The sequence below is a fragment of the Bacillota bacterium genome, from assembly GCA_040754315.1.
GTDB lineage: Bacteria > Bacillota > Sulfobacillia > DUSP01 > JBFMCS01 > JBFMCS01.
This window is the reverse complement of the sequence record JBFMCS010000043.1, coordinates 35,524-55,506: the sequence shown is the minus strand read 5'-3', so window position 1 is coordinate 55,506 and position 19,983 is coordinate 35,524. Positions and strand designations below refer to the sequence as shown.

20 protein-coding genes, 1 pseudogene and 1 riboswitch are annotated in these 19,983 nt (G+C 62.3%); of the genes and pseudogenes, 10 read left to right on the top strand and 11 right to left on the bottom strand.

The window, feature by feature from the left end; all coding sequences use genetic code 11:
* Positions 1 to 57: 57 nt before the first annotated feature.
* The 6 genes from AB1576_08965 to AB1576_08940 all read right to left on the bottom strand — a co-directional run bounded on the left by AB1576_08965 (position 58) and on the right by AB1576_08940 (position 7,345).
* A complete protein-coding gene (locus AB1576_08965) occupies positions 58 to 765 on the bottom strand; it encodes a uracil-DNA glycosylase (GenBank protein ID MEW6081886.1) in 708 nt (235 codons plus the stop codon).
* Between the two features lie 538 nt (positions 766 to 1,303).
* The gene (locus AB1576_08960) at positions 1,304 to 2,479 is read right to left on the bottom strand and encodes a DUF362 domain-containing protein (GenBank protein ID MEW6081885.1); all 1,176 of its coding nucleotides are present in this window, start codon (positions 2,477 to 2,479) and stop codon (positions 1,304 to 1,306) included.
* Entirely contained in the window at positions 2,455 to 3,630 is a 1,176-nt protein-coding gene (locus tag AB1576_08955; GenBank protein ID MEW6081884.1) for a M20 family metallopeptidase, read from the bottom strand. The genes AB1576_08960 and AB1576_08955 overlap by 25 nt, the downstream gene beginning before the upstream one ends.
* A gap of 17 nt (positions 3,631 to 3,647) precedes the next feature.
* Positions 3,648 to 4,640, bottom strand: coding sequence for an asparaginase (locus tag AB1576_08950; GenBank protein ID MEW6081883.1), 993 nt, complete (start codon positions 4,638 to 4,640; stop codon positions 3,648 to 3,650).
* Positions 4,633 to 5,637 (bottom strand): D-cysteine desulfhydrase family protein, encoded by a 1,005-nt coding sequence (locus tag AB1576_08945; protein ID MEW6081882.1) that lies wholly within the window; start codon positions 5,635 to 5,637, stop codon positions 4,633 to 4,635. The genes AB1576_08950 and AB1576_08945 overlap by 8 nt, the downstream gene beginning before the upstream one ends.
* Before the next feature lie 190 nt (positions 5,638 to 5,827).
* Positions 5,828 to 7,345, bottom strand: a complete 1,518-nt coding sequence (locus AB1576_08940; GenBank protein MEW6081881.1) for an NAD(P)H-hydrate dehydratase — start codon at positions 7,343 to 7,345, stop codon at positions 5,828 to 5,830.
* Between the two features lie 263 nt (positions 7,346 to 7,608).
* Positions 7,609 to 7,830, top strand: a riboswitch (cobalamin riboswitch).
* A 120-nt stretch (positions 7,831 to 7,950) separates the two neighbouring features.
* On the opposite strand from AB1576_08940, the gene AB1576_08935 reads away from it, so the two are divergent.
* From AB1576_08935 to cysE, 7 genes and pseudogenes are all read left to right on the top strand, one after another.
* Positions 7,951 to 8,490, top strand: a complete 540-nt coding sequence (locus AB1576_08935) for an ECF transporter S component (protein MEW6081880.1) — start codon at positions 7,951 to 7,953, stop codon at positions 8,488 to 8,490.
* Between the two features lie 104 nt (positions 8,491 to 8,594).
* Positions 8,595 to 9,356, top strand: a complete 762-nt coding sequence (locus AB1576_08930; GenBank protein MEW6081879.1) for an AIR synthase related protein — start codon at positions 8,595 to 8,597, stop codon at positions 9,354 to 9,356.
* Between the two features lie 223 nt (positions 9,357 to 9,579).
* Positions 9,580 to 10,032, top strand: coding sequence for a hypothetical protein (locus AB1576_08925; GenBank protein MEW6081878.1), 453 nt, complete (start codon positions 9,580 to 9,582; stop codon positions 10,030 to 10,032).
* Positions 10,033 to 10,189: 157 nt separating this feature from the next.
* Positions 10,190 to 10,420 (top strand): type II toxin-antitoxin system VapB family antitoxin, encoded by a 231-nt coding sequence (gene vapB, locus AB1576_08920; GenBank protein MEW6081877.1) that lies wholly within the window; start codon positions 10,190 to 10,192, stop codon positions 10,418 to 10,420.
* Positions 10,417 to 10,821, top strand: coding sequence for a type II toxin-antitoxin system VapC family toxin (locus AB1576_08915; protein MEW6081876.1), 405 nt, complete (start codon positions 10,417 to 10,419; stop codon positions 10,819 to 10,821). Before vapB ends, AB1576_08915 begins: the two co-directional genes overlap by 4 nt.
* Positions 10,822 to 11,275: 454 nt before the next feature.
* Positions 11,276 to 11,955: pseudogene (locus AB1576_08910) on the top strand (pyridoxal-phosphate dependent enzyme).
* A gap of 122 nt (positions 11,956 to 12,077) precedes the next feature.
* The gene (gene cysE, locus AB1576_08905; protein ID MEW6081875.1) at positions 12,078 to 12,770 is read left to right on the top strand and encodes a serine O-acetyltransferase; all 693 of its coding nucleotides are present in this window, start codon (positions 12,078 to 12,080) and stop codon (positions 12,768 to 12,770) included.
* Positions 12,771 to 12,823: 53 nt separating this feature from the next.
* Here the strand turns inward: cysE and acpS are convergent, their stop codons facing one another.
* The 5 genes from acpS to AB1576_08880 form a co-directional block, all read right to left on the bottom strand.
* Complete coding sequence (gene acpS, locus AB1576_08900) at positions 12,824 to 13,213, bottom strand: holo-ACP synthase (protein MEW6081874.1); 390 nt, start codon at positions 13,211 to 13,213, stop codon at positions 12,824 to 12,826.
* 6 nt (positions 13,214 to 13,219) lie between these two features.
* Positions 13,220 to 14,395, bottom strand: a complete 1,176-nt coding sequence (locus AB1576_08895; protein ID MEW6081873.1) for a hypothetical protein — start codon at positions 14,393 to 14,395, stop codon at positions 13,220 to 13,222.
* A gap of 154 nt (positions 14,396 to 14,549) precedes the next feature.
* Entirely contained in the window at positions 14,550 to 15,785 is a 1,236-nt protein-coding gene (locus tag AB1576_08890; protein ID MEW6081872.1) for an inner membrane CreD family protein, read from the bottom strand.
* Positions 15,786 to 15,910: 125 nt separating this feature from the next.
* Positions 15,911 to 17,029 carry an aminotransferase class I/II-fold pyridoxal phosphate-dependent enzyme gene (locus AB1576_08885; protein MEW6081871.1) on the bottom strand — a complete coding sequence of 373 codons (1,119 nt, stop codon included), beginning with the start codon at positions 17,027 to 17,029 and terminating at the stop codon, positions 15,911 to 15,913.
* Between the two features lie 229 nt (positions 17,030 to 17,258).
* Positions 17,259 to 17,393 (bottom strand): hypothetical protein, encoded by a 135-nt coding sequence (locus tag AB1576_08880; GenBank protein MEW6081870.1) that lies wholly within the window; start codon positions 17,391 to 17,393, stop codon positions 17,259 to 17,261.
* A gap of 554 nt (positions 17,394 to 17,947) precedes the next feature.
* On the opposite strand from AB1576_08880, the gene AB1576_08875 reads away from it, so the two are divergent.
* From AB1576_08875 to AB1576_08865, 3 genes are all read left to right on the top strand, one after another.
* The gene (locus tag AB1576_08875; protein MEW6081869.1) at positions 17,948 to 19,156 is read left to right on the top strand and encodes a D-alanyl-D-alanine carboxypeptidase family protein; all 1,209 of its coding nucleotides are present in this window, start codon (positions 17,948 to 17,950) and stop codon (positions 19,154 to 19,156) included.
* Between the two features lie 168 nt (positions 19,157 to 19,324).
* Entirely contained in the window at positions 19,325 to 19,573 is a 249-nt protein-coding gene (locus tag AB1576_08870; GenBank protein MEW6081868.1) for a glutaredoxin family protein, read from the top strand.
* Positions 19,563 to 19,967 (top strand): ferredoxin-thioredoxin reductase catalytic domain-containing protein, encoded by a 405-nt coding sequence (locus tag AB1576_08865; GenBank protein ID MEW6081867.1) that lies wholly within the window; start codon positions 19,563 to 19,565, stop codon positions 19,965 to 19,967. The genes AB1576_08870 and AB1576_08865 overlap by 11 nt, the downstream gene beginning before the upstream one ends.
* Positions 19,968 to 19,983: the final 16 nt, after the last annotated feature.

Below are 19,983 nucleotides of genomic sequence, written 5' to 3'. Positions count from 1 at the left end.
TCCCCTGGGGAACTGGAGGCCGTCCTGGAACTGGACAAGGCGGAGCACCCGCCCCGTTCAACCGGTCTTCCCTGCACCGGCCAGCTGGTCATACCGGTCCCGCACCCTCTGGAAGTCCTCCCAAACCGGCCGCTTCTTTTCAGGGTCCCTCAGGAGAGCGGCGGGATGGAATGTGGGCATGTAGAAAATCCCGTCCCGCTCCCGCCAGGCGCCCCTGTCCCGGGTGATCCTGAGCTGGGGATCCAGTAAGGCCTGGCTGGACAGGGCACCCAGGCACACCACCACCTTGGGCCGGATGATCCTGATCTGGGCCCTGAGGTGCGGCAGGCACCTGGAGGCCTCCTCCGGCGTGGGTAACCGGTTCCCAGGCGGCCTGCACTTCACCACGTTAGCTATGTAGACCTCTTGCCTCCTGAACCCGGCGGCCTCCAGGATCCGGTCCAGCAGCTGGCCAGCCTTGCCAACGAAGGGCCGTCCCATCTCGTCTTCGGTCGCCCCTGGGCCCTCTCCCACCAGCACCAGGGAGGCATGGGGATCCCCTTCCCCGAAGACCACGCCCCTCGAGGTGTCCCTTAGCGAGCACCTGCGGCACTTAATCACCCTTGAGGCGAGTTCCTCCAGGTTATCGATGTCTCCCCACAGTTCGCCCTTGGCGGCCTTGGATGGACCATCGAACCTGTGGATATGCTGCCCCTCGGACTGGGTTTCATCCCCCTCCAGGAAACCGAAGAGCATTTGCTGGTCTTGCTGGTCATCCCTGCGCAACGTCATCACCCTTTGGCTGGCGGCCGGCCGCCCAGGCTGATGGATACACGAATTCTTCACTGGATTGGCGTTTCCTGCCACTGCCGAGGGAGGGGTCAGACACAGCACACGGGGGGCCGGGGCCCCCCATATACTCCAGGAGGATTTCGTGGCCTAGCGGTTCACCAGGGCGTGTATGGCTTTCAGGATAACCTGCTGCTGGGGATCTTCCCTCAGCCAGGGGACGGTGCCTCCAGCACCCTGCCAGGGATGCCCTCAGCCGCTTCTTACCTGCCGTGGTCATGCAGGGGGAGATCCATGGAAGCTGTGCGAGACCTCACGGTGATCTCCAGTGGTGATGGAGCATAGCGCACACCCCGGTTTGCACACCGCCCGGGATATGGCGGAGGTCCCATATCACCCATCTCCATCCCCACATGGCATCCGGCAACCGTCAATATCGTTAACATGCCCCGCCATCATCCCGGTCGTGACAAGGACGAGGGTGGCCAGGGCCCAGGTGATTCGTTTCACTGGTGACATGATCCTGGCACCTGGCTCAGATCCGGGACCAAGCCCGGCGGGCCTTGGCCCAGAGCCCCACCGGCTCTACCCTGACCGCCTCTTCGGGGCATAGTTCCTGGCAGCACAGGCACTTGATGCACCGGCCGGGGTCGATGGCTATCCCCCGCCCGTGGCGATGCATGGCACCGGCGGGGCAGCTGGCCTCGCACATCCCGCACTGGCGGCACCGGGCCTCATCCACCTCGAGGCGGCTCTCCACCAGGGATACCACCAGCCTCCCCAGCCTCTCCGGGACCCTCTCAAGGAACCCAGTGGGTGGGAGGCGAAAGGGCCCCACACACCGCCTTACCTCGGAGAGATCCGCGCCAGGGGTGTCTATGTGGTCTAGGTCATTAACCCCAAGGCCCCTGCCGGCGGCGATGACGCTGGTATGTACCCTGCCAGGCCTCAATCCCATGATGGAGCAGCACACAGCGTCCAGCGCCACGCAGTCCTGGGACCCCAGGATGAGCCTCGCCGGCTTCAGGGTGCCTAGAGAGGGGCCCATGCCCTCCATGGCCTCCACCGCGTCCATGAGGCCGTAGCGAGCCCGGGAGACCCGGAACACCTCCACCAGGAGGGCGGCGAAGTCCGACGGCTTGGGGGCTATGCGGTGGAATCCTGTCTTTCCCAGCCCTGGCACTACGCCAAGCATGTTCTTAATGGCCCCTGTCATCAGGGTAAGGCCGTGAGTCTTGAGCTTGGCCATGGACACAACCAGGTCAGCCTCGAGAACAGCCCTGGCCACCCGGATCCTGTCCACAAGGCCGCACTGGCTTTCCACCTCCACGATGCCGCCAGCGTCAAGGTTCACCAGGATTGCCTGCTCCTCCCGGGTCACAGCCTCGATCCCGGTAGCCTCCAGCGCTGCCCTTGTCCGGGCACGGCCGCCGGTCGCCCCGCCCGAGCTGTCGCCCACCCAGGGCACGCCTCCAGCATCCCTGACCAGTCGTATCATGGCCCGTACCACCTCAGGATGGGTCGAGACCCCCCTTTCGGGAAGAGCCGCCCTGAGGGCGTTGACCTTCAGGAGCACCCGGTCCCCAGGGGCCATGGGGAGCCCGCCCGATGATTCCACGGCCTGCCTCACCGCTGCCTCCACCGCGCCGGTGGCGTAGGAAGGACAGCGAGCCAGGCCTACGCGGGTCACTGGCTCTCCACGCCAAGGCACTCCAGGGCCACCTTGGCGAGCATGGCCGCGCCTACCGGCAGGCATGCCTCATCAAGGTCAAACAGCGGGTGGTGGGCAGGGTACCGGGAGGCCGGGCTGGATCCCGCGCCAAGTTTGAAGAAACTCCCCGGGGCCTTCTCCAGGTAGTAGCTGAAGTCCTCAGCCCCCATGGAAGGCTCGTTAAAGACCAACACCCCGTCCTCGCCCAAGAGGCTTGACGCTGCCGCCTGGACCAAGGCTGTCATAGCATCGTCATTGACCAGGCTGGGGTAACCAGGGGACAGCTTCACCTCGCACCGGGCCCTGAAGGCCTGGGCCGTGTTCCCTGCGATCCTGAGGACACTATTCCGGAGGTACTCCCTGGATGCAGGCTTCAGGCTCCTGAGGGTCCCCGTCATGCGGACCTCGTCCGCTATGATGTTGTGCCGGTAACCCCCATTGATGGTGCCGATGGTAACCACCGCGCTGTCCAGGGGACCTATCTCCCTGCTCACCACGGACTGCAGCGCCGTAACCAGGTGGGCGGAGGTCACTATGGCGTCCACCGCACGCTGTGGCTCGGCACCATGCCCGCCCTCGCCCCGCACGTTGATCTCAAGGGTGTCCACAGCGGCATTGGCAGGCCCGAAGGTCACGCCCACCGTGCCCGTCTCCATCTCTGTCTCCGTGTGCAGGCCGAAGCAGGCGTCGACCTGGGGGTCATCCATGGCCCCCTCACGGATCATGGGCTCAGCCCCGCCGGGTCCCTCCTCCGCTGGCTGGAACAGGACTATCACATTGCCTGGAAAGGGCCGCGACTCCACCAGGAGCCTGGTGGCTCCCAGAAGACAAGCCACGTGGGCATCGTGGCCGCAGGCGTGCATCACCCCGGGAACCCGGGAGGCGTAAGACACCGTCTTCCTGTCCTGGATGGGCAGGGCATCCATGTCCGCCCGGAGGAGCACGGTCCTTCCTGGGGCGCCGCTTCTCACCAGGGCCCACACCCCGGTACCCGCCATTCGTCTTGGGGCGATGCCCATCTCTCCCAAGTGCGCCTCTACCAGCTGGGCTGTCCTGTGTTCCTGCATGCCCAGCTCCGGCCACATGTGGATCTGCCGCCGGATCTTGGCCAGCCAGTGGGACATGGCCCTTGCCTTGGATAGCAGATTCATCTTCAAACCCCTCGCTTTCAGCCGAAGGAAGGCCTGATCTCCCCCACCTGCTCTCCCAGGGCATTGACGACCGGTAGGACTCCATACCGCGCCACCAGGGGGTCCTCCTTCCCCAGGGCCCCCAGGATGACCAGAGCCCTGATGAGAACCGAGGCTATGGCCCTTTCAGACCCGTCATCTATCTTCAACGCAAGCCCGAGTCCCTTCTCCAGGACCCCCAGGCAGTAGACGCCCTCCGCCCCGAGCTTGGCCACGAACCGTCCCTGGCCCATGACCATCAGGTTGGTGCAGAGCCTTCCATCGCCTGCCACCATGTGAGGGTGCTTCATCATAGCCTCCCTCACCCTGGTCACGGCGCCGGCACGCGTGCACCTCAGGTAGCGGGGGTTAGACATCCTGGCATAGGCCAGGGCCATGCCGGACAGGGCAAGAGCGTACACAGGCACCCCGCAGCCGTCGGACCCCATGGCCAGGTGGTCTGAGGGGTGAGAGGTTATTGAGCTCACTGCCTCTAAGAGGATGGACTGCACGGGGTGGTTCATCTCCCTGTAGCCTCGGGTATCCAGCCCAAGGTGCCGGCAGAGAGCCAGCATACCAGCGTGCTTGCCCGAACAGTTGTTGTGTATGGGTGCCGGGAGCTCCCCCCTCCTGGCCATTTCAATGTAGACCTCGCGGCCCAGAGGCGGGTGGGAACCGCACTCGAGAACCTCTGGGGTCACCCCGATCTTGTTCAGGATGGACTGGACTGCCTGGATGTGCCTGGCCTCACCGTTGTGGGAGGCCACAATCACTCCTAGTTCGCTGTCACTGATCCCGAAGGCATCCACGGCGCCGGATTCCACCAGCGGGATAGCCTGGAAAGGCTTGGCGGCGGACCTCATGAAGGTGACCCTCCCCGGGTCGCCCACGGCCATGACCCTCTGCCCCAAGGCATCCACCACCACGAGGTCGCCGTGATGGCGGCTCTCTACCAGTCCTCCCCTGGTAACCTCAGCAAGGATTTCAGACACCGCGCCCTATCCCCTGGCCCCCGGCCTCTGGGATGTCCTCGGCCATGGCGAAGAGCGCTGCCGTCCCCCCCGTGTGCAGGAAAACCACGCAGCCGGGCCCATCGAAGTGCCTGGCGCCGAGGTCCATCAACCCGGCCATGGCCTTCCCCGTGTAGACCGGGTCCAGGATTACCCCCTCCCAGGAAGCGGTCTTCCTTATTGCGTCCCAGCACCCTGCCGTGGGTATGGCATAGCCCTCGCCTACGTAGCCGTCGAAGATGGTGAGGTCTTCCTCCTTGAACCCAAGGGGAAGGTCCAGGAGGCGCGAGGTCCTGTTGGCCACGTCCGCGGACATCCTGGCAAGCTCACCGGAGCTTCTCCCCACACTTATACCGGTGACCTTTACCGCGGGATCCAGGAGCCTCGTCCCCACCAGGATGCCCCCGATGGTGCCCGCCGATCCAACGGCGGTGACTATGTGGCCTATGGTGATGCCGGCCTCCGCCGCCTGGCCGAATAGCTCCAGCATCCCCAGGACGTAGCCAGCGGCTCCCACCGGGCTGGAGCCCCCCAGGGGGATTATATAGGGGGTGCGGCCCCTGGCCTCTACCTCCCGGGCGATCTCCTCCATGGCGGTACTGGGGTCTTCCTTGCCGATCAGCGCCACCTCCGCCCCGAGGAATCGATCCAGGAGGAGGTTCCCCGAGAACACGCTGGGGGCATTCCCCGTGAGTACCAGAACACACCTCATACCCAGGCGGGCCGCAGCTGCCGCCGTCTGCCGGGCGTGATTGGACTGCAGCGCACCGGTGGTAATGACCACATCGGCGCCCTTCGTGACGGCATCCCCCATGAGGAACTCCAGTTTCCGGGCCTTGTTCCCGCCCGTGGCCAACCCGGTCTGGTCATCCCGCTTCAGGAAGACCCTGAACCCTAGTTCCCGGGAAAGACATCTCGCCTCTTCAAAGGGGGTAGGCAGGTGGGCCAGCCGGACCCTGGGAAGGCTGCCAACTCGCATCTAGGACACCTCACTCTCTTTTATTATGAAGGGGGCCACCCCCTGTTACACCTAGACCCCGAGGAGCACATACTGGAATGCCCCCTGATACCGGGGTGCCTCCCCATCATTCCTCCGGCCTCCGGCGGTCAGACCCCGGGGCACGCCGGGCTTTCTTGCCTCTAATGACAGCCGTGTCTCCGGAGGGCTTTCACAGGATCCCCTCCAGGCGGCCAAGAACCCGGGGTAGATGATCCAGCAGGTCTCCCGCTATCATCCCTCGCTGTCCCTTCTCGTGCAGGGCCTCGTCCCCAGCCATGCCGTGAAGGAAGGCCCCCAGGAAAGCGGCCTCACCTGGCTCCAGGCCCTGGGCCATGAGGGCAGCGATGATACCAGTCAGCACGTCCCCGCTTCCGCCCGAGGCCATACCCGGGTTCCCTGTGGGATTGAGGTAAGCCAGGCCTCCGTAGGCCACCACTGTGGGGGGCCCCTTCAGCAGGACAGCGGATCCTGTGTCTTCGCTCAGGGAGGTGGCAGCGAAAAGCCGGTCCCGCTGGACCTCCTGGACCGTGCTCCTGGTGAGGCGGGCCATCTCCCCAGGGTGAGGCGTCATGACCAGCCGGGAGCCGCCCGGGCGCAAGCCAACGGCATTGTTGAGACCGTCAGCGTCCAGGACCACAGGGACCGGGCACCGTTCAAGAACCTCCCTTACCACGGCCCTGGGACCTTCACCTTGACCCAGGCCGGGCCCGATGGCCACGACCTGGGCCCGCGCTGCCATCTCCAGTACCTCCCGGGCCGCTTCTGCCCGGAACCGACCATCATCACCGCAGGGTAAACCCCGGGTCATGGCCTCCTTGACTGAGGAAGCCACCGGGTGCTGGATGCAGCTGGGCACGGCAACCGTAACCAGGCCAGCGCCGGCGCGAAGGGCTCCCATGGCCGCCAGGACGGCAGCGCCCGAGAAGCCCAGGGACCCTCCCAGGACCAGGACGTGGCCGAAGTCACCCTTGTGAGAGTCTTCCCTCCTGGGCGGCAGGAGGGTTTTCACCAGGTCTTCAGTGACCAGGCGTACCTTGATCCCCTGTGCTTCCACAGCGGAAGGGGGTATCGATATATCGGCCACCACGACGTCCCCGGCACAGGATGCGCCGGGATAGAGGAGGAGGCCTCTCTTCAGAAGGCCGAAGGTCACTGTAAGGGATGCCCTCACTGCCAGGTCCGCCGCACCGGTATCCGCGTCAACACCGGATGGGATGTCCACAGACAGGACGGGCCTGCCTGATGCGTTCAAGGCGCTTATGATGCTGGAAATGGGGGGCCGGGGGACTCCGGAGAAGCCGGTGCCCAGGAGTGCGTCCACCACAAGACCCGCACGGGGCAACAGGCCCAGGACCTCCCCGGGATCTGGCACCTCTTGCACGTCTAGACCCATGTTCCGGCATATCTCAAGGTTAACCCGGGCATCCCCCTTTACCTCATCGATCCTCCCCACGAGGCATATCTCCACGTCCACACCCTGGCAGTGCAGGTGCCTGGCAGCCACGAACCCATCCCCTCCGTTGTTGCCCTTGCCCGCGAGCACCAGGATGGGTCCCTGGGGCTCCATCCCCAGGGCCTCCATGGCCACGGCCCTGCCTGCGTTCTCCATGAGGAGAAGGCCCGGGATCCCCGTATCCATGGCCCTCTTGTCGATCTCGCGCATCTCAGCGGCGGTGGCCACCAGCATTGCATCGCCTCCTCGCATGTGGGTAAGGCAGGCACCAGCGCTATTATTATTTCGCGGAGGCCCCCGGAAAACCTTCGCTCCAGGGCAAGATGTGCCCCCGCGCTCATGCCAGTTAGGTGCAGCCCCTCTCCGGGAGCGGGGCGACGCCGGCAAAGGTGGTACCAGCGAGGGCTTGGTAATTTTCTGGACACCGAAGGGGAATGCGGAAAACCCCAGCATTGACTGGAGGGAAGCCCCCATCTATAATGGGAAGGGAAAACAGAACAGAGAAGCACTGGACAGGTGCCCTCATTGAGGGAGAATAGGGAAACCGGTGACCCCAGTCCCCGGGGCAGCATCGCCCATGGGGCAGGGTAAAGCCGGTGCGGTCCCGCCACTGTAAGCGAGGAGCCTGCCGCAGGCCACTGGGGCGTTTCGCCCCGGGAAGGCGCGGCAAGGGCGATGAGCCGCCAGCCAGGAGACCTGCCTGTTCAGAATGGCTCTAGCCTCCGGCTGGAGGGGAGTAGAGCGCAAACTTGGGATGATGGCAAAGTCCCTAGCGGATCAAGCTAGGGACTTTTCGTTTTCACCCAAGGCCGAAAACCTAAGGAGGAGGAGATTAAAACATGCAGTCTAAGCACCTAGAAGGGCACGGGCATCCCAGGGTGAGGCAGGGTTTCTTTTCCGGTACCCGCCTGGTCTACCTGGCGTTCCTAGTAGCACTGAGTGCCGTGGGGGCCAACCTGAAGCTGCCGAGCCTCACAGGAACCCCTGCCCTGGATTCCCTCCCGGGGTACCTGGCGGCCATTCTCATGGGCGCCCCTGAGGGAGCCCTGGTAATCTCCCTGGGGCACCTTCTCACAGCCTTGACCGCGGGGTTTCCCTTGAGCGTTCCCATCCACCTTATCATCGCAGCAGGCATGGCCATCTGTGCCACAGTCTTCTCGTATGTCGCCCGGAGGAGCCTGTGGCTGGCGGCGATCGCCGGCATCCTCATGAACGGAGTCCTGTTTCCCGCAGCCTTCATCCCCATCCCGGGTTTTGGCCCAGGGTTCTTCGCCGCCATGGTAGTACCCCTGCTGGTAGCCTCCGCCCTGAACATTGCAGGAACCTTGGTGCTCTACCTTTCCCTCCGCAAGATCCTGGGCTCAAGGCTTGCCCGTTAGGCTGTGGCCTTCCGCCAAGAGAGCCGGGCCTGTGGGGCAGGCCCGGCACTAGCCAGGAGGGAAGCCCCGGCCCGGGGAGAACACGATTACGGGGAGGGAGACCCATGTGGCATGAGGCCAAGCCTCGCAGGTACCGCGACTTGACCCTCCTGGAGATTGGCCGCGGCAGTATGCTGGTGATTTCCTGCGATTCCTCAGGGGGCATCGGCCCGAAGCCCGCCGATGTCATTAGGGTGCCTGCATACGTGGTGGGCCGTTTTGGCGTGCGGGTGGCACTCATGGAGGTCATGTCCGTGGGAGCCCGGCCTGTGGCCGTCATTGACACCCTGGCTGTGGAGCCTCATCCCACGGGGGCCCAGATACAGAGAGGAATCTCCGATGAGATGGTCTCAATCGGGCTTGACCCCGGGCTTTGCCTGACCGGGAGCATGGAGAGGAACGTGCCCACGGTCCAGACAGGTTTTGGCATCACTGTCCTGGCCCTTCTCCTGGAGGGTGAGGGCTTGATGGGGCGCCTTGGCCCGGGTGATGCCCTGGCCTGCTTCGGGGTTCCCAAGGTGGGCCCAGAGGTGCGCCTGGGAGACCCTGACCTGGCTGAGCCCTCCACAGTGAGGAGACTGGTGGATTCAGGCCGGGCAAGGGAGGTCTTGCCGGTGGGCTCAAGGGGGATACGCCGCGAGGCAGCGGGCTTGAGCGCCCTCTACGGCTGCCGCTTCAAGTGGGGGGACACGGCGGGATTGGACGTGGAGAGGTCAGCAGGGCCCGCCACCTGCCTTCTCGCTGCTGGGGACCGGGCGGACCTGATCGCCCTGGGCCAGTGCGCTCGAAAGCCCTTTCGCATCTTGGGCGAATTCGTCCCCCCCTAAGCCAGGCCAATCGCGGGCTAGGGCTAATCTATAGCTTCGTTGACCGTGGCGCCACGCCCGCAGCTGCCTGAGCTTCCGGGCATGACAAACCCCTGAGCCTCTGGGTAAGCCTACCCGGTTCCCGAGGGGACCCCTATGGGAGGGTTCCTCGGCGGTGTGGCCAGGCAATCGTTTTCTGGTAGAGTGAGAGGAATAAAGCCGCCTTCCAAGGAGGCAAGCCTCCATGAAGCCCAGGGTTTACGTTACCTGCAACACCTTTTTCGACATCATCGAGGCACTCGCGGAGGCCTTTGATTTGAGGGTATGTGGCTCCCCCGGCCCAGTTCCACGTCACGTGTTCCTTGAGGAGGCCAGGATGGCCCAGGGCATTTTCACCCTGCTCACGGACCGGGTTGATGGAGAGATCCTGGATGCGTCGCCCGGGCTCCGGGTGGTGGCGAACATGGCAGTGGGCTACGACAACATCGACGTAGCCGAATGCACCCGCAGGGGAATCTCGTCACCAACACCTGGGGTCCTAACGGAGACCACAGCGGACCTCGCCTTCGCCCCTAGTCTCGCCTCCGCTAGGCGACTGGGCGAGGCCGAGCGGTTCCCGCGCAGCGGCCGGTGGACACATGGGACCCGGCACTTCTCCTGGGCCGGGATGTTAGGCGGCTCTGTTGAAGGGATTTGACATCGATCCTCTGTAATCCTGGTTCCGATATAATCCTGGTTCCGAAGATTCCGACCATGTCCTTGGATACACCTTCTCATGTGCGAAAAATGGGTATTCATAAAGCCGTTGACAGTAGTATATACTAAAATATATACTGCAAATGAGGTGATTGGAAATGGAGACTGCAAAATTATTTGTCAATGGTCAGAGCCAGGCTGTCCGGTTGCCGAAGGAATACCGGTTTTCGGGTAACGAAGTATATATTCAAAAAGTGGGTAATGCTGTTATGTTGTTTCCAAAAGAGCGTGCATGGGAAACCTTTCTTAACGGTCTTAACAGCTTCACCGATGATTTCTTTGCAGACGGACGCAATCAGGGTGTTCAACCTCCTAGGAAAACGTTGTGAAATACATGCTGGATACAAATATTTGTGTGTATCTTATAAAGAAAAAACCAGAAAATGTGCTCATAAATCTCCATTCGAACATGGGCGACGGCGTTGCCATTTCTGCAATTACTCTTGCAGAACTCATGCATGGAGTACAAGCAAGCGCATACCCGGCAAAAAACGCACTTGCACTAAATCAATTTCTGTCCATTGTGGACATCTTGCCATTTGATGATGAAGCGGCTGCAGAATACGGGAGAATTTGCGCAACGTTGCGGCGACAAGGAACTCCGATTGGAGCTATGGATATGCTGATTGCGGCACATGCAAAGGCTAAAGCACTTATTATCGTCACTAATAATGTCCATGAATTTGAGCGAGTTGAGGGCCTTGGGCTCGAAAATTGGGTTAGTGCATGAAAGCCCGCGGGCATAGATTGGCTAATCAAGAGTGGACTCAAACGAGGTCATTCTGAAGTACCTCGTTTTTCATTCCCGTATCGTTCAGGGGCCTCTGACCTTGTTACGCTCAAGTGCGATGGAAGATCTTTTTGTTGACGTCTTGCCCGGTGGTTGGATATGATTCAAATCAGCCCATTCCTCCGAAGGAGATGGAGGACAGACATGACGAAGATGAAGGGCCGGGGAAACTGGAACAGTTCACTCACCTGCATCTGTTGATGGCGGAGGCAGGGCTGTGCCTGCTTCCGCGCATACCGGATGCGGTGAGTCCCCGCCCTAAGCCGTTCACCTGTTCCGCTTGAGTGTGGCACCTAGCAGGTACCCAGCAAAGCGGCAACCGGAGACTCATCGCCCCATTGTTGCGATGGGTCTTTTTGTATTCGTACGTCCAGCATGATAGGGGAGGGACACCATGAAGTCCATTCCTTGCAAGGCACCTCAACTTATCGGGAACACGCCCATGGTACGGCTAAACCGGCTGGCCCAGGGCGTTTCCGCCACAGTAGTGGCGAGACTCGAGTTCTTCAACCCCGGGTCCAGCGTGAAGCACCGTATAGCCCTGAGCATGGCGGAGGCCGCCAAGAGGGACGGCCTCATTGGACCCGGCACCATTATCCTTGAGCCTACGAGCGGCAATGCAGGCATAGGCCTGGCGATGGTGTGCGCATCCAAGGGTTACCGGTGCTCGCTGATGCCGGCTACCATGAACCGCGAACGCCGGTTACTCCTCAGGGCCTTTGGTGCTGATCTCGTGCTTACCCCTGGCCAGGAGGGCACGAAGGGGGCGGTGGACACGGCCCACGGCATGGCAGCCACTGACCGGCGCTACCTCGTTCTTGACCAGTTCTTAAACCCTGCCAACCCTCAGGTCCACAGGGAGATCGCGGCTATGGCGGGATAGCGACGGCCAGGTGGATGTGGTTGTGGCAGGCGTAAGGGCGGGAGGCACCGTTCACTGGTGTGGGTGAGGGGCTCAAGGCGCACAAACCCTCGGTGGAGATATCTGGCGTGGAGCCCGCGGGTTTACCCGTACTCTCAGGAGGGCAGCCAGGCCCCCACGGGATACACGGGATAGGGGCAGGCTTTGTGCCGGAGGGCTGAACCTGAGGGTCATGGACCTCGTGTTATCATGATCCCGTCATGCGGGAAACGCTACTCAACTGCCCTCTTCACGAATGCGGCAGGGGAGTTGACGGAGGAAGGGAGGAAGGGAAATGAGCCTCAGGCAAGACATACAAGCGGTGTTTGAGCGGGATCCCGCCGCGAAGAGCGTGTGGGAGGTAGTCCTGTGCTACCCAGGACTCCATGCCCTGTGGATATACAGGATGGCAAGGTGGCTATGGGTGAGGCGGTTTTACCTGGCGGGACGGTGGCTCTCACACCTGGGTCGCTGGCTCACGGGCATTGAGATTCACCCGGGGGCACGGATATCTCCTGGACTCTTCATCGACCACGGCATGGGGGTAGTTATCGGTGAAACAACGGAGATCGGGGAGGGTGTCACCCTCTACCAAGGGGTGACCCTGGGGGGTGTGAGCTGGAAGAAGGAAAAGCGCCACCCCACCCTGGGCAAAGGAGTGGTGGTGGGGTCCGGGGCCAAGGTGCTTGGCGCCATCACCATCGGTGAGAACTCGCGGATAGGGGCAAATTCCGTCGTGGTGAAGGACGTACCTCCGGATTCCGTCGTCGTGGGGGTGCCTGGCAACGTTCGCTCGCCTAACGGGAGCCTCACCAAGCCTGAGCACCTCAGGGACTTGCGCCACGATGATCTTCCAGACGCCGTCATGGAAAGACTCTCGTCCCTGGTGGAAAGGGTGACATCCCTGGAACAGGAGGTCACGGAACTCCGCAGTGCTGTCATCCCCGTTCACCTGCGGGGAGAGGCAGATGACCGTACCACGGTGTGAAATCCTGGGGGATCAATCCGGGCCGCGGGATCTCTCCCGCGGCTCGGGCCTACCTAGCCAGGGAGGCGCCAGCCCACGGCCAGCACCTGGGCCACGGCAAGATCGCCCTCATGGGTGACACTCACCAGGAAGGATGAGATTCCCCGGTTTCCAGCGGTTTCCTCGAGTTCCCCGTTGAGGGCCAGGAGCGGCCTGCCCAAGGGGTCATTGGTGACCTCCATGTGAATCCAGCGGCAGGCTCGAAGGCCAGTGCCCATGGCCTTCAGGGCAGCCTCCTTCACAGCAAGCCTTCCTGCCAGGCGCCGGGCGGCATGAGCACCCTGGGCCTGTGAGAGCTCCAGGGGTGTGAAAACCCTGTTCAGGAACCGGTCACCCCAGCGTGAGATCATCCTCTCCACCCGGGTGACCCTCACCAGGTCAATGCCGGCTCCCAGGAGCTCCATGGCCGCCTACTCCCCCGAGGGCCGGCTGGCATCCCCAGGGCCCTGCATGGCAGGGACCGCGGTCCTTCCCCTGGAGAAGACGGAGAGGGCCAGCGATCCCAGAACCCAGACTATCACAGCCAGCTTCACCAGGAACCCCAGGACAGGCACGCGGCCCACCACTGCTAGGATGAGAAGGCCAAGGATCACAGCCCACGCTGGGTGAGGGTTCCTGCCAACCCGGCAAAAGACCTTCTCCCCGATGAAGTGCCCCGCAAACACCGGGGCTAGATACATGGCGGCGCCGTATGCCACTATGGAAAGGATCCCCAGGGGCAGCCCCACCAGGGTTATGCCCAGTATGAAGCCTGCGATGGGTACCGCGATGAGCGCGAGCACCCCGTACCCCAGGGTTGCCCAGGGTCTCTCGCTGATCCGGGAGGAAATGCTGGCGACACTCCGGGGGGAGGCCAGGGCCAGCAGGGTCCCCACCAGGGAAAGACCCAAGAGGGAGATTATGCGTCCCCGCTCTGAGACCAGGGGCGGCACCTTGGACGGAACCCTGGGCATCACCGCGGTTACGCCTTTTTGCACCTCAACGCTGGGGTCAATGAAGGCAACCTTCTCGGACTCGTAGGTAACCCGGCCGCCCACCCTGGCTCCCGGGAGCAGGCGCAGGTTCTCCACCCGGACTGTGACGTCCTCCCCTACGGGTCCGCTCAGGACTATCGTGGCCGCGGAGCCCAGAACCTCACCACCAACACTCCCGGATGAGAACAAAGTGGAGGCTCCAGCCCAGAGATCGCCCCCGGCCTCCCCTTCGAACCTCGCGTCATTGGCAGCCATGAGGACATCCCGGCCCACCTCGCCTCCCACTGATGCCTCCCGGCCCGCCACCCTCACGGACCTGCCAACACTACCACCCACATGAACCGAATCCCCGGCGGCCCACACAGCACCGGTCACGGCCCCGTCCAGAACCACGCTCCTGCCAGCTGCCACCACGTCTCCCTCTACCCTTCCCCGCACCACGACCTGAGTACCGAAGGCATAGAGGTCATCCTGGATTACCTCTCCGGGGGCCACCTCCACAATCTCCCCGGTTCTCAGTTCAGCGGCGAAGACCCCCGTGGCGCTCAGGGTGAGAGCCAAGAAGGCTAGGACCAAGGCGACGAGTAGCCTGTACGTGATCCTGCAGAACATGTTAAGGCAATACCTCCTTGCCGAGGGCAGGCTTCTTACCGCCCCCGGCCCCAGGGACCGGGGGGCACGCCCTAATTCTACCACAATGAGGCATCCCCCGTCAGTGATGGACACTCCTGGCGGGGACGCCTTCGCAAGGGAGCTACCGGGGCCTTCAGCGACGGAACCTCTCCTCCCAGTCGATCCTACCGGTGAACTGCATGAGGGCAGCCAGTGTCAGGATGGAGCCCACGGTCACACAAAGCCCGGTGAACCCTTTAAAAAAGTGAGCATAGGAGAAGAGCACCAGGTAGACCAGCTGGGCAATCGCAGCCTCCCTGAAGGCAAACCTGGGCCCCACCACGAGCCTCAGGTAGGAGACCACCAGGGCCACGGACACCGCAGAGGAAATGGCGAAGGCAAGGTGCACATCCATGTGGTCTGCAAGGTACGCAAATAAGAGGTGAAAGGAGAAGAAGGCAGCGGCCAGGAAGAAGTAGTTCATGGGGTGGATCTTTATGTCCCGGAGGACACTGAGGATAAAGATGACGAAGAAGAAGAACAGGAGGGATACGGGGGCGAAGAGCGTGATCTGGCTGGCCAGGGGGCCAGGATTGATCCGGGAGGGCATCTTGATGCCCAGCGTGAACCCGGATATGAGGTTATCGTGCCGCCACACCAGTTCCCAACCATCCCCCACAGGGGCCTTGGATGTCGGGGAGATGGTTCCCGGGGGGAAGTCAATGGCCTTGAAGTCCGTAACCATTGTGAGGGTGAAGTCCTTCACCTGGCTCACCCCACGCCCCGGCACGTACAGCCACCTGTTCAGGCCCCGGGAATCGTACCCTATGGTAAAGGCCTTCTCCTCGCCGGGCGCCAGGGGCACCCGGGAGGATAGGACCCCCTCCTCCAGCCCCTCCAGGGCCACGTCTTGGTGGCCAACCCTGAACACGAAGTTGTCATAGATGGCCTGGGTCGTAGGGAAGGTGAACCCTATGACGTATTCCCTGCGTTCACTGGTGTTGTTCTTGATGAGGTAGTCTCCGTGAAAACCCACCCTGTAGGTGCTGTACCACAGGAGACCCTTCCTGCGCTGGTCGAGTTCGAGGTTGACCAGGATGTCGCTACTCTCGGGCACCACGGTCACCCGGCTAGAGTGGACTACCTTCTCATTCCAGCCCCGAGCCATATCCCCTGGGGAGTTGGCGGAGTCGTCCACGATGGTCCGGGCCGCCTCGTAGTACACCTCAGGGGCCATGGTGTGGTGCTCCTCGCCGTAGAGGTCCGCCACCTGCGTGCGGAGTTCTTCCTGGGTAGAGTGGGTCCTGTGTTCAGTCAGAACCGCCAGAGCCATCCAGGCAACGCAGGTTGCCAGGTAGATGGCAATTATGGCTAGGATTCGCCTGGCCACTCTCATCACCCTCCAGAACGTTTTGGTCTTTCACAGGGGAGTGACGAAGCCTGAGTGGGGAGTGTTCCCGAAAGCGGGGAAGCGCTGGCCCCGGGGTATGCTCTGCGGCCAGGCCATCGCTGCGACTAGTCCTGGATCTCGCTCATCACCGCGCCAAGTTCCTCCAGCCCCCGGCTGAAGGTACCTGGATCCCCTCCAAAACCGAAACGGATGTGCCCAGGCACATCGAAACACTCGCCTGGGACTAGGAGCACACCCCTTTCGTGGTAGGCCCGGAGACAGAATTCCTCAGTGCCTACGGGCAGGGTAAACTTTGGGAAGCATACCAGGCCCGCCCTGGGTTTCGTGTAGGAGACAAACCTGCTCATCCGGTCAAACCAGCCCTCCAGCACCTCGAGGTTTTCCCTGGCTATCTTGAGGTTCCGTTCCCACACCCTCCCGGACTCCCTCAGGGCCAGCCGGGCCAGGAAGTCAGAGACGGGGGAGTTGCTTATGGATGTGTAGTCCTTCCATGCCCAGCAGGCTTCCAGGATCTCCCTGGGCCCCGCCATCCAGCCTAACCGCAGGCCGGAGAGGCCGAAGGTCTTGGACATGCTCCCCACGCTGATGGCCCTGTGGCTGAGGTTCCGGGCGGGTTCCGCCACCACTCCCTCTTCGAAAGCCAGCCCGTGGTAGACCTCATCCGAGAGCACCCAGAAGCCTTCCTCCTGGGCCCATCCCAGTATGGTGCGCATGTCGTCCTGGGAGAGGACTGCACCCGTGGGGTTGTGGGGATTGTTCACCACAACCAGCTTGGTGCGCCGGTCGATAAGGCAACGAAGCGCCTCGAGGTTGGGCCTGTAGCCCTCCTCCATCCGGAGGTCCCAGAACTTCACCGTGGCGCCCCGGGCCTTGGCCACGAGCACCTGGTAGGCAGGGAACTGCACGATGACGGTGTCTCCTGGCTTCACCAGCACGTTGGCTATGTGGCAGTCCGCCTCGATGGCCCCCACTGTCACCAGGACCTCACCGGGGTCAACCCCCCGGTACCTCCCGGCGATGATGGAACGAAGGGCTCTGGAACCCGTGGTGGGGTTATACCCGAGTTTCAGGTCCATGAGCTCCTGTGTGAGGGCCTCCTTGTCCCCGAGCGAGAGGAGCTCCTCCAGGCTGAAGGGCTTCGCGTCGGTCTCCGCCAGGTTGTAGCGGGCATCCAGCTCGTAGGCGTTCAACCATCTTTCAACCTTAAACTGCTCTATCTCCAATGGCGCACCACTCCTTCACCATCTTCGCGAGACATCCCATCAATCTTCCATGCGGGGCACCCGACTCCTCCCTGGGGGAGTCGCCATCAAGGGCCGGGTTGGCCAGGGCGACAGGAACAGGGCGGCCCGCCCAGGACCTTCGCTCCTGGCAGCAGCGGCTTCGGCCTTGATCAAGATGGGACGGTGACGTGGCAAAGGCCCTTCTTAACACTTTGACGCCCTGGCGGCCTCAGCCCTTAAGACCACCCTGGGGCTCCATCGTCTCGCCCAGGTCTTGGCCTTGAGGGAGCGAAGCCTTGGCCCCAGGCGAGTCCACTGGGTTTTCTTCCTGGGCCTGGAAGCAGTGGGGGTTGTACTGCAGCACACCAGCTACCTCACACCCTCCAGCGGGTAGGCGCACCCGCGCTGCTCTATTAATCGTAACCTGGTTTCGTTGTGACACGTATTCCGGCACCCAAGAGGAGAATTGAGTTGTAGAAGTGATGTAAACAGGCAGGATCGGTTCTTGAGGCATCGTGAATTCGGTGTCAAGACGGGCGAGAGGCAGTGGAAGTTGTCGCCGGGCGTACTGTGACGTGCTAGCGGGGAACGTCTGCCATCACCGCCTTGCTACCCGGCACGTGACAGAACTCGCGCATCTCATTCCTGAGGGTCGATCTTGCCCACTGCCTCACCCCCGCTGGTCGTGCTACCATGGACATCCCCCCACCCGGAGGTCCGGCGCAAGCCTGGCGTAGGGAACCCCGGGGGCACCGGTCCAGTCTATGATAACGGATATGAGCTTGGGAAGGGCCCCAGGAAACCTTGTTCCTTTGCCCGGCACTGTTGACCTTGGCCGCCCGTCCAACTACACTCTTAAGTGGAGCGCGCCACCGTAATGGCGGATAGATACCAAGGGAAAAGGGGATCTTACGCGATATGAAACGCCTGCTGCTTTCAGCGCTGGTCATCTTGGGGATGAGCCTCTTTCCCAATCCATGCCTGGCCGTGTCGGCCGGGGACACCAAGGCACCCCTGGGGGGCGAGCCCCCAGAGATAGAGGCCCAGTCGGTAGTACTGGTGGACCATACTACGGGTGAATACGTCCTGGTGAAGAACCCGGACGAACCCAGGGTGCCCGCAAGCCTCATTAAACTGCTCACCCTGAAGCTTATCTGGGAGGCCGTAGAGGAGGGCAGTGCCAGCCTGGACCAGGGTGTCACGGTGTCGGAGAGGGCCTGGAGAACCGGGGGTTCCAAGATGTTCATCCGGGCTGGCACCCAGGTGCCGCTGGGAGACCTCATCGATGGCATCATAGTCGCCTCCGGCAACGACGCCTGCGTGGCCGCGGCAGAGTATCTTGAGGGAAGCGTTGAGGCCTTTGTGGCCCGCATGAACGAGAAGGCAGAAGACCTGGGAATGAAGAACACCAGGGCTGTTGATCCCCATGGACTCTCGGACGAGAACATCACCACCGCAAGGGACATGGCCCTCCTGGCCTCCCACTACGTGCAAGACCACCCTGAAGCTCTTGACCTCCACTCCACCAGGGAGTTTACCTACGGAGCCCCGGGCGAAACCCCCATTACCCAGCAAAACAGGAACCTCCTGCTGTGGTCCTACGATGGGGTGGACGGGTTGAAGACCGGCTACATCGAGGCCGCTGGTTTCAACATGCTGGTCACGGCAAGGCGGGGAGAAACCCGCTTCTTAGGCGTGGTCCTGGGGGTGCCTGGGGAGAGCATCCCGGAGGGTGAGGCGCGCAGGGCCCAAGAGGTCGCTCGCATTCTGGACTTTGGCTTTGCTAACTTCTCCTCAGCTCGGGTGGCCACTGCCGGGGAACCCGTTGGAGAGGTGAAGGTTTGGAAGGGCCGGGAGAACGAGGTCCGGGCAGTCGTGGCTACAGATGGACTGGTTACCCTGAGGCAGGGGGTAAAGACCCAGCGGGAACTTGTACTGCAAGACTCGGTCCAGGCACCGGTTGAAAAGGGACAAAGGCTGGGCGAGCTGGTAATAAGCCGGGATGGCCAGGAGGTATCCCGCGTCCCCGTAGTGGCTGAGACCGGGGTGCCCAGGGGCGGGTTCTTCAAGGTACTCATGGACACCTTGAGGCAGTTCTTCGGGAGGATCAGGATCACCAGATCCTGATGGGACTGGATGGAGGGGACACCCCCTGTTCCCTCTGGAGGTACGGCCACTTGAGAAAAACCCCTGGGGAACTCATCCTCCCCTCAAGGGAAATCCATTATTAATGGAGAACTAATCCCTAACCCATCGTGGCCTTGGGAGAAGCCACGGTCACCGGAGGGAGACAATATGGTCAAGGTATACGCATTGAGCACATGCCCCTGGTGCAAGAAGCTCAAGCAGTTCTTGGACCTCAAGAACATCGCCTACGAGTGCGTCGATGTGGACACCGCGGAGGCCGGGGTCCAGAAGGCAGCGCTAAAAGAGGTGGACCGCCTGGCCGGGGAGCGTGTATTCCCTGTAACTGTGGTGGGCGGCCGGGCGTTCAAGGGCTACCAGCCGGAGAGAATAGTGGAGGCCCTCAAGGATGAGGCCTAGGGTGTACTGTACTGTTTGCCGGAGCCACTTCGTGCCTAGAGAGCCTCTGGAGAAAGGCTCAATGGTCACATGTAGCGTATGCGGGGCACTCATCGAGATCCTGGAAGTATCCCCCGAGATAGGGAGCCAAAAGGCAATCCAGGAGCCCCTGGAGGAGATTACCCAGAGGGTGGAGGCCTTCGCCCGCCTCAGGAACTACGAGTTCAATGAGAATATGGTCCTCGTCATGGAGGGACTCATGGGGAAGTGGAAGGCTTACGGGGACTTCTACTGTCCCTGCCGTTTCGACAACTTGCCCGAGAACCTGTGCCCCTGCCGGGAAGCCAGGATGAACTGGGTACGGAAAGAGGGAGAGTGTCGCTGCGGGCTGTTTATCCTCCCGCCAGGCAAGTAAAGGGCAAGGAGACTGG